The sequence below is a fragment of the Streptomyces sp. NPDC030862 genome (genome assembly GCF_055571835.1).
Map to the genome: position 1 here is coordinate 267,860 of NZ_JBVIEN010000001.1, position 12,347 is coordinate 280,206.

Consider the following 12,347-nt stretch of genomic DNA (forward strand, 5'->3'; position numbering starts at 1 on the left):
GACCAAAAGGAACGTAATATCACCTGGTCATCAGCCGCGACGGGAACAGGAAGCCGGTGCGAATCCGGCACGGTCCCGCCACTGTGACCGGGGAGTGGAACCCTTCGACAAGGCCACTGCGCAGCGCGCGCGGGAAGGCCGGGGGGAACGTCGATCCGGGAGTCAGGACACTGGCCTGTCGCGGGCCCGTTCCGAGGAGCGCGGACTCCCCAGGAGGCTTTACGTGTACGACGGCACGCCCCGTCCCCTTTTCTCCCCCTCTTCCCGGCCGCGCCGCCGCGCCCTGCGTGCTGCTGCCACCGCCCTCGCCCTGTCCGCGACGCTCCTGGCCGGCTGCTCCGGCACGGCCGCCAAGGACTCCGCCGACGACCCGAAGGCCGCGGCGTCCTCGGCCCAGGGCTTCCCGGTCACCATCGACAACTGCGGTACCCGCACGACGTACGACAAGCCTCCCTCCCGCGTGGTCACCATCCACCAGCACCCCGCCGAGCTGATGCTGGCCCTCGGGCTGAAGGACCGGATGGTCGGCACGGCCTTCCCGGACTCGGCCGTCCTGCCGCAGCACAGGAAGGACTTCGAGGCCATCCCGGAGCTGGCGAAGAAGGAGCCGTCGTTCGAGAACGTCCTGGAGGCCGAGCCGGACTTCGTCTACGGCGGCTACGGCAGCGCGTTCGCCGAGAACGAGGGGCGCTCCCGCAAGGCGTTCGCCGACGCGGGCATCGACACCTACCTCAACCGCGAGTACTGCGGGAAGAAGCAGGTGTCCATGAAGGACACGTACGACGAGATCCGCACCATCGGCTCGATCTTCGGTGTGCGCGACCGGGCCGACAAGCTCGTGGCCGACCTCCAGGGACGTATCTCGCGGACCACCGCGGCGGTCGAGGGCGCGCCCGCCGTGCCGGTCTTCGTGTACGACAGCGGCGACAAGGCGGCGTTCACCGCGGGCGGCAAGAGCCTCGGCACCGAGGTCATCAGGCTCGCCGGCGGACGTAACGTCTTCGCCGACCTCGACGAGGTCTTCGGCGACGCGTCCTGGGAGCAGGTCGTCGCCCGCAAGCCCGAGGTCATCGCCGTCTACGACTACGCGGGAGCCGGAAGCGTCGAGCAGAAGAAGAAGTTCCTGCTCTCCCAGCCCGCCCTCGCCGACGTACCCGCCGTGAAGAACAAGCGGTTCGTGGTGCTGCCGCTCACCGCGACCCTGGTCGGCGTCCGGCCGCCGTACGCCGTCGAGGACCTGGCCCGCGCGCTGCACCCCGAGCGGTTCCGGTGACGGCCCCCGCGAAGGCGCCGCCGGCCGCGCTCCCGGCGGCCCCCGTCCAGCGGCCCCGGGAGCGGGAGCGCGCCTTCGCCCTCACCCTCGTGGTCCTCGGCGCCTTGCTCGTCGCCTCCATGACGGCGGGCATGGCCATCGGCTCGGTGCACGTGCCGCCCGGCGAGGTGTGGGGCATCGTGACGCAGGCGCTGGGCGCCGACTGGGCGGAGCCCACCTGGTCGCGGGCGCGCGAGACCATCGTGCTGGACGTGCGGGCGCCACGGGTGCTGCTCGGAGCGGTGACGGGCGCGGGGCTCGCGGTGGTGGGCACCGCCATGCAGGCCCTGGTGCGCAATCCGCTCGCGGAGCCGTACCTGCTGGGGGTGTCATCGGGCGCGTCCCTGGGAGCGGTCGCCGTGATCGTCTTCGGCGTGAGCCTGTTCGGGCCGGTGTCGCTGTCGGTCGCGGCGTTCGCCGGGGCCCTGCTCACCCTGCTGCTCGTCTACACCACGGCCCGGTCCGGCGGCCGCATCACCTCGGTGCGTCTGGTGCTGTCGGGGGTGGCGTTCGCCTCGGTGCTCACGGCCGTGATGGACGTGCTGCTGCTGACCTCGGACCGGGGCAACGAGGCGCGGGCGGTCCTCGCCTGGACCCTCGGCGGCCTGGGCGGTGTGCAGTGGGCCACCCTGTGGCTGCCGGGCGCGGCACTGCTGCTGGGCATCGGCGTGCTGCTGGTCCAGGCGCGGTCGCTGAACCTGCTGCTGGCGGGCGAGGAGGCGGCCACCACGATGGGCCTGGACGTCGCCCGCTTCCGGGCCCGGACCTTCGTCCTGCTGTCGCTGGTCACCGGGGTGCTGGTGGCGGCGGCCGGCCCGATCGGCTTCGTCGGGCTGATGATGCCGCACATCGTGCGCCTGTTCGTCGGCGGCGACCACCGCCGGGTGCTGCCGACGGCCGCGCTCGGCGGGGCGGTGTTCCTCATCTGGGCCGACATCGCCGCCCGCACGATCGCCGCGCCCATGGAGATCCCCGTCGGAGTCCTCACCGCGCTGTGCGGCGGGCCCTTCTTCCTGTGGCTGATGCGCCGGGACGCCCGGCGGAACACCGACCGAGGAGTGGCATGATCCCGGACCGGGCCTCGGCCATGACCTCGAGGCCGACCATGACCTCGGCCCCGCCCTCGTCCTCGTCCTCGTCCGCGAGCGAGCTCGCCGTCGAGGGCGTCACGCTCAGCGCCGGTGCCCGCCACCTCGTGCGGGATGTCTCCCTGACCGCCCGCCCCGGCGAGGTGATCGGTCTCGTCGGCCCCAACGGCAGCGGCAAGTCGAGTCTGCTGCGCGCCGTGTACCGCGTGCTGCGTCCGGACGCCGGGTGTGTCCGGGTGGACGGCCACGACGCCTGGTCGCTGCCGGTGCGCCAACTGGCCCGGAGGCTCGCCGCCGTGGTGCAGGAGACGGGCGCGGACTTCGACCTGGCCGTACGGGACGTCGTCGCGATGGGCCGTGCTCCGCACAAGCGACTGCTCGACGGCGACACGGCCGAGGACGCGCTTCTCATCGAGTCGGCTCTCGCCTCGGTCGACGCGGCGCACCTCGCGGAACGCCCCTTCGACCGCCTCTCCGGCGGTGAACGCCAGCGGGTGCTCATCGCCCGCGCCCTCGCCCAGCAGCCCTCACTCCTGGTGCTCGACGAGCCCACCAACCACCTCGACATACGCCACCAGCTGGACGTCCTCGGCATCCTGCGGGAGCTCCCCGCCACGGTCCTGGTGGCCCTCCACGACCTCAACCTCGCCGCCTACTACTGCGATCGCCTCTACGTCCTGCGCGACGGCGAGGTGACCGCGTCAGGACCTCCGGCCGAGGTGCTCACGCCGAAGCTGCTGGAGGACGTGTACGGCGTGGCGAGCGAGGTGGTCGTCCATCCGCGCACCGGCGCGCCCCAGGTGACCTTCCTGCCCGAGCGTCACTCGGGCTCGTGATCGTGGGGCGCCGTCACGGGCCGCTCGGGCGCCGGGCGTGTCCGGCCGCCGTCATGGCCGGTCACCACCACGGCGAGGATGCCGACGACCACGGCGGCGGCGGCGAGCCTGCCGAGGGCCCGGACGGTCCAGCTCGGTGCCGTCCGTCCACCCGGTCCGCCGGGCGCACCCAGGCGCTCGGCCCGACGGGCGGGGCGCAGCAGCCGTAGCAGAAGCAGGGCGGCGACGGGCAGTTGCAGCAGCCACAGCACGGTCCGGGGCCATTCGCCGTACCAGACGTTGGTCCCGTACAGCAGCGTGTGCCAGACGCTCAGCACGTACACGACGATGACGAACCGGTGCAGTCGGCGCCAGGTCGTCGGGCCGATGCGGTGCCGGACGTAGAACAACAGACCGAGCGGAATGGCCAGGTACAGGGCGCCCTGACCGATCGGGATGGCCAGCTTCCCCGTCCCCGAGTCGTACCAGCCGGGCACGAAGCTGTCCGCGAAGGCCGCCCACAACCGCTCCGCCCACGCCAACCCGGTCTCGTACCGGACCAGTTCAGCGGCGAACATCAGCGCGTGCGCGCACATCAACGCCATCGTGGTCAAGCTGGTGGTGCGGTGCCACCGCTCCAGCACGGTCCGGGAAACGTGCAGGCGTCCGGGCCCCGGCCCCGACAGCAGGAGCCCGAGCATGACCGTGCCCCAGGCCCACAGCAGCCCCGACCAGCCGAACGCCTGGCTGAGGAGATACATCCAGTACGTGTTCGGGTCGTCCATGAACGGCATGACCGCGACCGTGGACGAGGCCCCGGAGCTCATCCGCGCGTACAGGAACGCGAACACGGCCGCCGTGACGCCCAGCGCGGCGGCGGCATCGGGAACGGCGGCTCGTAGGTCGGCCCGCAGCGGGACGCGACCACCGTTGCGGCGCGGCGCTTGTGTTGCGGGTCGTACACCCTCGGGGTCCGACGTGACTTCAGGCTGCATCCGCCGGCCTTTCGGGCGATGGTCACGAGCAAGATCCTGCGCCCCTCCAAGTGTGGCGGGAGGGACGGGAGTTGCCGAGGGGTGAATCGGCCAGAACGACCATCCGAGAACCTGGGCGCCGCCCGACCCGGGGACCACTCCACGTGATCCCTCGGCCGCCGGCGTCGCCCTCCTCGTGTGCATGCCCTGCTCGACGCCGCGTTCCTCGGTACGGATGTGTCACCATCGCTCCGGGCGCCTCGACCAGGTCCTGTCCTCCATGGTCGAAGGTTCCCCGTGCCGTTCAGACGGCATCCGGCCGGCAAGGACGCGCGTGCAGCGTCCCCTTACCCGTCACGCGGATGCCGACCAGCCCACCCGGGCGGACCTGAAGCGGGCCGGCGGCGCGGATGTCGACTGGTTCGTCCAGGCCGTCGACGGCGACCGCGACCATGGAGTCGTGGCCGAAGAAGCGGACGTCGGTCACGCGGCCTTGGGCCGTTGCCGCGGCCGGGTCGTCGACGAGGCGTAGTTGCTCGGGGCGCAGGAGGACAAGACCCTCGCTCAGGCCGGACGGGGCGGCCAGCGGAATGCGGCCGAGGGGCGTGGTGGCGGTCTCCCGGTCGGCCGTGCCGGGGACGAAGACGGTGTCGCCGACGAAGGCGGCCACCCAGGGGTCGGCGGGACGCCGGTAGAGGTCCTCAGGGGCGGCGCACTGCGCGACGCGGCCGTCGCGGACGACGGCGACGACATCGGCCGTGGACAGGGCTTCCTGCTGGTCGTGGGTGACGAGGAGGGCGGTCGCGCCGCTGGCCCGGAGCACGGCCCGCACCTCCGCCCGTACGGCTCCGCGCAGGCCGCTGTCGAGGGCGCTGAACGGTTCGTCCAGCAGGACGAGATGGGGCTCCGGCGCGAGGGCGCGGGCCAGGGCGACGCGCTGCTGCTGGCCGCCCGACAGCTCGTGCGGCATGCGGTCGCCGTAGCCACTCAGGCCGACGAGATCCAGCATCTCCTCCACGCGTCGGCCACGTGTCTTCCGGTCGGTGCCCGTGAGGCCGAAGGCCACGTTGCGGGCCACGTTCACGTGCGGGAAGAGCGCGCCCTCCTGGGGGACGATGCCGATGCGGCGGCGCTCGGGCGGGAGGTGGACGCCGGGTCCCGCGAGGGTGTTGCCTGCGACGGTGACGGTGCCCGCGTCGGCACGCAGGAAGCCGGCGATCACCCGGAGCAGTGTGGTCTTGCCGCAGCCGGAGGGGCCGAGGACCGCGGCGAGGGAGCCGCCGGGGACGGTGAGGTCGAGGCCGTCGAGGACGGTGGCTCCGGGGCCGTACGCCTTGACCACTCCGCTGACCTGGAGGTCGTTCGGGTCCGGGTCGCTCATGTGCGGTGCCTTCCGAGCAGGTACGAGGGGATGGCGGCGAGCAGGATGAGGGCGGCGGCGTACGGGGCCGCGGCGGCGAAGGAGCCGCTGCCCGTCTCCGTCCACAGTCGGGTGGCCAGGGTGTCCATGCCGGTGGGGCGCAGGAGGAGGGTGGCGGGGAGTTCCTTCATGCAGACGACGAAGGTGAGGGCGGCGCCCGCGGCGACGCCGGGCGCGGCGAGCGGGACGGTGACCTCGCGCAGCACGCCGAAGGGGGTGCGTCCGAGGGAGCGGGCGACGTCGTCCAGGACGGGTGGGGCCTGGAGGACGGCGGCACGGGTGGCGGCGACCGCGACCGGCAGGAAGAGCACGGCGTACGCGCAGATCAGCAGCGGGGTCTCCTGGTAGAGCGGCCGCACGTATCTGACCGCGAAGAAGACGAGGGCCAGGGCGACGGTGATGCCGGGGACGGCGTGGCCCGCGTACGCGGCCTGTTCGAGGAGGTGCGCGAGCCGGCCCTTGTGGCGGGCGGCGATGACGCCGACCGGGAGGGCGAGCAGGGTGGTGAGCGCGGCGCCCGCGGCGGCGACGCCGAGGGTGGTGAGCGCGGTGGTGGTGAGGGTGGCGGGGTCCCAGGTCGCGGAGGAGCCGACGGCGAGCCAGTAGCCGAGGGTGGCGAGCGGGAAGCCGACGGCCGCCGCGACGACGGCCGCGCACCAGGCGAGCGCGGGCGTCCGCAGTCGGCCGAGGGCGGCCGGGACCGCCCGGCGTGCGGTGCCCGTGCCTGTACGGGCGTAGCCGGCGCGGCCTCGGGTGCGGGTCTCGGCGGCGACGAGGAGGACCGTCATGAGGACGAGTACGGCGCTGAGTGCGGCGGCGGGGGTGCGGTCGAAGCTGGCCCGGTAGGACGTGTAGATGCCGCGGGTGAAGGTGTCGTACCGCATGAGGGACACGGCCCCGAAGTCGGAGAGCACGTACAGCGCGACGAGGAGTCCGCCACCGGCGGCGGCGGGGCGCAGCTGGGGCAGGGTCACGCTGAGGAACGTACGGAAGGGGCCGCGGCCGAGGGAACGGGCGACCTCCTCGTGTCCGGGGTCGGTGCCGCGCAGCGCGGCGGCGACCGGCAGGTACACGTACGGGAAGGTCGCGAGCGTCAGGGCGAGGGCGGAGCCGGTGAAGCCGGCGAGCGAGGGCGCGGCGGACAGCCAGGTGAACGCGGTGACGTAACTGGGAACGGCCAGCGGCAGTGTGACGAGCACGGACCAGGCGCGGGCGCCGGGCAGGGCCGTGCGGACGGTCAGCCAGGCCAGCGAGATGCCGAGTACCAGACAGGCGGCGACGACAGTCGCGGTCAGGCCGAGGCTGCGCAGGAGGAGTTGTCCGGTCCGCTCGTCGGCGATGACGTCCCAGGCGAACGCCGGGCCGCGTTCGAGGGCACGTACGGCGAGGTAGCCGAGCGGCAGGACCGCGACGGCGGCGGCGAGGCAGGCCGGGACGACGAGGACCCACGGCGGCCGGGCGGTGACGGCCTTCCGCCCGGCGGGCACGGGGGCACCTGCCGGGCGGGGTTCACGACGCGTCCGGACGGGGGCATCCGGTGAGGTCACGTCAGACCAGTCCGACGTCCTGGAGCATGGCCAGCGTCTCCTTGAGCGAGTCCAGCTTGCCGAGGTCGATCTTCGGCGGCTGGAGGGACTCCAGCGGCGGCACGCCCTCGGCCGGCTTCACCCCGGCGGCCAGCGGGTACTCCTTGGTCTCCTCGGCGAAGTACGTCTGCGCCTCGGTGGAGAGCAGGTAGTCGACGGCCTTCTGGGCGTACGCGGCCTGCTTGTCGTCCGTGCCCTTGAGGATGCCGGCGCCGGCGACGTTGACCAGGCCGCCGGGGTCGCCCTTGGGCAGGTAGTGCACCTTGGCCTTGAGCTTGTCGGCGCCCTTCTCGGCGGCTTGCTCGTACCAGTAGTAGTGGTTCACCAGGCCGAGCGAGACCTCGCCCTTGTCGACGGCCTCCAGCACCTTGAGGTTGCCCTCGTACACCTTGGGCTCGTTGGCCTTCAGACCCTTGAGCCAGGCGCGGGTGGCCTCGTCGCCCTCCAGGACGCGCATGCCCGTGACGAACGCCTGGAAGGAGGCGTTCGTCGGCACGAAGCCGATCTTGCCCTTCCACTCCGGCTTGACCAGCTCGTGGACGCTGTTCGGGGGCGCGGGGACCTGCTCGGGGTGGTACGCGAGCACCCGGACGCGGCCGCTGACGCCGGTCCAGTCGCCGGCCGAACCGCGGTGGGCGGGGGCGACCTTGTCGAGCGTGGCCTTCGGGAGCGGGGCCAGGCGCTGCTCCTTGGAGAGCGCGCCGAGGGCGCCCGCGTCCTGGGAGAGGAAGAGCCCGGCCTCGGTCTTGTCGCCTTCCTCCAGGAGCTGGGCGGAGAGCTCGGCGCTGTCGCCGTAGCGGACCTCGACATTGGTGCCGAGGTGCTTCTCCAGCTTCTCGATCAGCGGCTTCACGAGGTTCTCGTTACGCCCGGAGTAGATGACGAGCCCTGCCGGTTCGTCACTTCCACAACCAGCGAGCGGAAGGATCATGGCGGCCGCGGCGAGCGCGGTCAGGGTGCGGGCCAAGGGGCGGCGCATAGGGAGTGATGCCTTCCTTGCCGTGCCCGTGACCGCCGCGAGGGGGAAGCGCGCGAGGGGGACGGGCGACGAAGATCTACCGGGGAAACCCGTGAATATGGCATTGATAAGGTAAAGCTAACCTAATGGTCAAGCCGGACTTTGATAACGACTCGGCTGCGACATGGCAACCGGAGGCACCCCTCCCTCTTTCCGGTGAGGGAAGGCTTACCTACGATGCGCCGCGTGACACTCCTCCCCGCCCCGCCCACCGGCGGCCACGTACTCCCCTTCGCCCAGGACCTCGCGCAGCACGGCGACCGCACCGCCTTCGTGACCGCCGCGGGGGAGCTGTCCTACCGCGAACTGGCCGACCTGGTCGCGGCCACCATCCACCGGCTGGGCCCGGGGCGCCGCCTGGTGCTCCTGCCCGGCGCCAACACGGTCGACGCGCTCGTCGTCCATCTGGCCGCGCTCGCAGCCGGCCATCCCGTGCTGCTCGTCCCCGGCGACCATCCGGAGGCGGTGGAGAGCCTGATCGACGCGTACGACCCGGATGTCGTCGCACGTCCGGCCGAGGGCGACTGGGTGATCGAGGAGCGCCGGACCGGCTCCGCCCACGTCTTCCATCCCGACCTGGCGCTGCTCCTGAGCACCTCGGGCTCGACCGGCTCGCCGAAGCTGGTCCGGCTCTCGTACGAGAACCTCCAGGCGAACGCCGAGGCCATCGCCACGTACCTCGGGATCCGTGAAACCGACCGGGCTGCCACGACCCTGCCGATGCACTACTGCTACGGCCTCTCCGTCGTCCACAGCCACCTCGCGCGCGGCGCCGGCCTCGTGCTCACCGGTCTGTCGGTGGCGGACGCCTGCTTCTGGGACCTGTTCCGCTCGGCCCGCGGCACCGCCCTGGCCGGGGTGCCGTACACCTTCGACCTGCTCGACCGGGTCGGCTTCGCCGAGATGGACCTGCCTCATCTGCGGTACGTCACCCAGGCGGGCGGCCGCCTCGCGCCCGAGCGGGTCCGGCACTACGCCGAGCTGGGGATACGACGCGGCTGGGACCTGTTCGTCATGTACGGGCAGACGGAGGCGACCGCCCGGATGGCCTACCTGCCCCCGGAGCTCGCGGCCTCCCGCCCGGACGCCATCGGCATACCGGTTCCCGGCGGGTCGTTCTCCCTCGCACCGGTCGAAGAGGCCGTGGACGAGGGTGTCGGCGAACTCGTCTACACGGGGCCCAACGTCATGCTCGGCTACGCCGACTCCCCCGACGACCTCGCCCTCGGCCGGACCGTCGACGCCCTGCGCACCGGCGATCTCGCCCGGCGCACCGACGACGGTCTCTACGAGATCGTCGGCCGGCGCAGCCGCTTCCTGAAGATCCTCGGACTCCGCATCGATCCGCAGCGGGTGGAGTCGATGCTTCAAGGGCACGGGCTGAGTGCCCTGTGCGCCGGGGACGACAGTGTGCTCAGCGTCGCGGTCGAACGAAGACCCGGCTGGGACGTGCGGCGCATCCGGCGACGCGTGGTCGACGAATGCGCCCTGCCCCCGCGCGCGGTACGCGTCCACGTCGTTCCCGAACTCCCCCGGCTGCCTTCCGGCAAACCCGACTACCCCGCCGTCCGCGCCCTGGGCGAAAGACCGGTCGAGACCCCGGACGAAGGTGGCTCCGGCCCCCACGACCTGTGCGCCCTCTACGCGCGCGTGCTGGACCGGCCGGGCGTGACGCCGGACGACAGCTTCGTGGGCCTCGGCGGCGACTCCCTGTCGTACGTGGAGGTCTCCCTCCAGCTCGAACAACGCCTCGGCCGGCTGCCGGCGAACTGGCACGTGACCCCGATCGGGGAGCTGGCCGCCCCCGACGGCGTCTCCCCCAGCCGGCGCCGGGCCCGCCTGGAGACCAGCGTCGCCCTGCGCGCGGTGGCGATCGTGTGCGTCGTCGGCTCCCACGTCCGGCTCTTCGAGATCAGGGGCGGGGCCCATCTCCTGCTTGCCGTCGCCGGCTTCAACTTCGCCCGCTTCCTCCTCACGTCCGCCGAGCGCCGTGAGCGCGTCCGCCGTACGGCCCGGAGCATCGGGCGCATCGCGCTGCCGACCGTGGCCTGGACCGCGTTCGCGCTCCTGATCTCCGACGCCTACGACTGGACCAACCTCCTGCTGCTGCACAACGCGCTGGCCCCGGAGGTCATGGGGCCGGGCATCCACCTGTGGTTCGTCGAAGCCTTGGTCTACATCCTCCTTGTGACGCTCGCGCTGCTGGCCGTGCCCGCTGTCGACCGGGTGGAGCGGCGATACCCGTACGGGCTTCCGGCCGCCCTCGCCGTACTCGGTCTGCTCATGCGCTACGAGCTGATCGGCCTTCCCGAGCGATCGCAGATCACCGACGCGGTCACGGTCTTCTGGCTGTTCGCCCTCGGCTGGGCGGCCGCCACGTCCCGAACGGTGCCGCAGCGACTCCTGGTCACCCTGGCCGCCCTGGCCGCCCTGCCCGGCTTCTTCCCCGGAGAGCCGCTGCGTGAGGCGTTCGTCGCGATCGGCTTCGTCCTCCTGGTCTGGCTTGCGGCGCTTCCGAGCCACCGCCGTGTCAACCAGGCGGCGGGCGCCCTGGCCGCCGCCTCCCTCTCCATCTACCTGACCCACTGGCAGATCTACCCGATCCTCGACGACGTCTCCGAGCCCCTCTCCCTCCTCACCGCACTGCTCTTCGGCATCGGCTACTCGACGGCCGTCACACGCCTGACGCGGTGGGCCGGACAGCGCTTCAAGGCAGTTCGACACGCGGGGTGACACCGACCACAAGCCGTGCCACCCCGCGGGCGAACGACTCCTACGGCATCCCGCGCAGCCGACCGTCGGCCTGATGAGTGAGGACCGGCACTTCCCGTGCCACGCACCCGAGGAGACGCCTGGCCGCAGAGTGGCAACGCAGCTCAGCGCACCCTGCCCCGTGGTGTCAGCGCCACCGGCGGAAGCTCAGGAACAGGCAGCCGGCCCCCGGCGTAGCCGGAAGTCGCCAGGTACCAGGTCGCCTGACCGGCACGGCGCCGCACCACAGCGCGTCGCCGGGCGACGCCCCTGAAAATCGCCGGTCAGGAGCCCTTCGCGGCCGGTTCAGGATGGCGACACACTCCACGTGATGGGTCATGGAAAAACAGGTCACGGCGGGCCGAATTGCGAGAACCGCAGTTCAGGAGCGGTTTTTCGGTTCTGGAAGCAGGCCGTCACGTGCTCGAAGCGCCAAATGAGCGTCACGGGCGGATAAGCGGTAACGCCGCACGGCGGACGGCTACAAAGCAGTCCACCACCTGCCGCGCTCGCAGGCCAGGGGACAGTCCGAGGCACCCATACGTGGAACGAGCACGCGTCGTGGCCCGCCGCCTCACCGGAGAGAACACCATCTCCTGGCGCGACCCCGCAAAGCCGCATCAACCACAGATTCCGAAATGAAACAACGGGAGTAGACGACCTCTGAGAGGCCGCCCGGTGAGAAGCGTCCGCGTTACCCTGCCGGATATGAGTGAACAAGACTTCGCGGTGGCGGCGTGGGAGCGTATCGAGGGGTGGCTTGTCGAGCGCGCTCCGGCGTCGGCGGCGCTGTTGCGTCCACCGGCCAGCGATGCGGACGTCGATGCCGTGCAAGAGGCGATCGGGGTGGTGTTTCCGCCTGCTTTGCGGGCATGGTACAAGCTGCACGACGGTATAGATGATCCGGGGGCCGGCAAGAGTTGGTGGCCTGCCGGGTTTTTGCCGGGCGCTCAGGGCTGGTACCCGCTGGAGACACTGCGGGATGCCTATACGGTGCAGGTCCGGGACCAGGAGCGCGAGCCAGGACGTATTCCATTCTCCTGTGTGGTGGGCGATATGTGGCACGGGCTCTATGTCGACGCCCGGTTGGGGGAGCCGTCTTACGGAAGTGTTGGCCAGTGGTTCGTGGACCGTGAGCCGGAGCTTCTAGCGGATCCGGTTGCGGGGTGGCCGCTTCACGCGTGGCTTTCCCGGATCGCGGATGCGCTTGAGCAGGGCCGCTGCCTCGTCGGTCCGGATGGAAATCCTGACGAGGACACCTGGCCGGCCCTGACCGAATGCGGCGGCCTGGTGTGGGTGGCCCCTGATGAGGAGCCTCACTCGCCGCCGGGACGAGTGCTTCTGGGCGGCGGTCCCCTGTCGTAGGGAACGCGAGACGGCCCG

Annotated in this window: 9 protein-coding genes and 1 riboswitch; of the genes, 5 read left to right on the forward strand and 4 right to left on the reverse strand. The window is 71.8% G+C overall.

Going from position 1 to position 12,347, the window contains the following annotated elements:
• Nucleotides 1–7: 7 nt before the first annotated feature.
• Nucleotides 8–193: riboswitch (cobalamin riboswitch) on the forward strand.
• Between the two features lie 30 nt (nt 194–223).
• The 3 genes from ACZ42X_RS01225 to ACZ42X_RS01235 are packed head-to-tail and all read left to right on the forward strand — an operon-like array spanning nt 224 to nt 3,236.
• A complete protein-coding gene (locus ACZ42X_RS01225) occupies nt 224–1,273 on the forward strand; it encodes an ABC transporter substrate-binding protein (RefSeq protein WP_468282850.1) in 1,050 nt (349 codons plus the stop codon).
• Entirely contained in the window at nt 1,270–2,379 is a 1,110-nt protein-coding gene (locus tag ACZ42X_RS01230) for a FecCD family ABC transporter permease (RefSeq protein WP_468282853.1), read from the forward strand. The genes ACZ42X_RS01225 and ACZ42X_RS01230 overlap by 4 nt, the downstream gene beginning before the upstream one ends.
• 38 nt (nt 2,380–2,417) lie before the next feature.
• Nucleotides 2,418–3,236: an ABC transporter ATP-binding protein gene (locus tag ACZ42X_RS01235; protein WP_468282856.1), complete on the forward strand. Its 819-nt coding sequence runs from the start codon at nt 2,418–2,420 to the stop codon at nt 3,234–3,236.
• Here the strand turns inward: ACZ42X_RS01235 and ACZ42X_RS01240 are convergent.
• From ACZ42X_RS01240 to ACZ42X_RS01255, 4 genes are all read right to left on the reverse strand, one after another.
• Nucleotides 3,221–4,210, reverse strand: a complete 990-nt coding sequence (locus tag ACZ42X_RS01240; RefSeq protein WP_468282859.1) for a ferric reductase-like transmembrane domain-containing protein — start codon at nt 4,208–4,210, stop codon at nt 3,221–3,223. The two genes, ACZ42X_RS01235 and ACZ42X_RS01240, sit on opposite strands and share 16 nt — an antisense overlap.
• Before the next feature lie 283 nt (nt 4,211–4,493).
• Nucleotides 4,494–5,570: an ABC transporter ATP-binding protein gene (locus ACZ42X_RS01245; RefSeq protein WP_468282862.1), complete on the reverse strand. Its 1,077-nt coding sequence runs from the start codon at nt 5,568–5,570 to the stop codon at nt 4,494–4,496.
• On the reverse strand, nt 5,567–7,156 hold the full coding sequence (locus tag ACZ42X_RS01250) for an ABC transporter permease (protein WP_468282865.1): 1,590 nt from the start codon (nt 7,154–7,156) through the stop codon (nt 5,567–5,569). Before ACZ42X_RS01250 ends, ACZ42X_RS01245 begins: the two co-directional genes overlap by 4 nt.
• 1 nt (nt 7,157) lies before the next feature.
• The gene (locus ACZ42X_RS01255) at nt 7,158–8,174 is read right to left on the reverse strand and encodes an iron ABC transporter substrate-binding protein (protein WP_468282868.1); all 1,017 of its coding nucleotides are present in this window, start codon (nt 8,172–8,174) and stop codon (nt 7,158–7,160) included.
• 225 nt (nt 8,175–8,399) lie between these two features.
• Here ACZ42X_RS01255 and ACZ42X_RS01260 point away from each other — a divergent pair, with 225 nt between their 5' ends.
• Together ACZ42X_RS01260 and ACZ42X_RS01265 are read left to right on the forward strand one after the other, a co-directional pair.
• Nucleotides 8,400–10,946 (forward strand): AMP-binding protein, encoded by a 2,547-nt coding sequence (locus ACZ42X_RS01260; protein ID WP_468282870.1) that lies wholly within the window; start codon nt 8,400–8,402, stop codon nt 10,944–10,946.
• Between the two features lie 726 nt (nt 10,947–11,672).
• Nucleotides 11,673–12,329: an SMI1/KNR4 family protein gene (locus ACZ42X_RS01265; RefSeq protein WP_468282873.1), complete on the forward strand. Its 657-nt coding sequence runs from the start codon at nt 11,673–11,675 to the stop codon at nt 12,327–12,329.
• Nucleotides 12,330–12,347: the final 18 nt, after the last annotated feature.

What these genes read in the sequence shown, in the direction of transcription:
- ACZ42X_RS01235 (WP_468282856.1), top strand. Translation starts at nt 2,418, where the DNA reads ATGACCTCGGCCCCGCCCTCGTCCTCGTCCTCGTCCGCGAGCGAGCTC.
- ACZ42X_RS01255 (WP_468282868.1), bottom strand. Translation starts at nt 8,174, where the DNA reads ATGCGCCGCCCCTTGGCCCGCACCCTGACCGCGCTCGCCGCGGCCGCC.
- ACZ42X_RS01240 (WP_468282859.1), bottom strand. Translation starts at nt 4,210, where the DNA reads ATGCAGCCTGAAGTCACGTCGGACCCCGAGGGTGTACGACCCGCAACA.
- ACZ42X_RS01265 (WP_468282873.1), top strand. Translation starts at nt 11,673, where the DNA reads ATGAGTGAACAAGACTTCGCGGTGGCGGCGTGGGAGCGTATCGAGGGG.
- ACZ42X_RS01245 (WP_468282862.1), bottom strand. Translation starts at nt 5,570, where the DNA reads ATGAGCGACCCGGACCCGAACGACCTCCAGGTCAGCGGAGTGGTCAAG.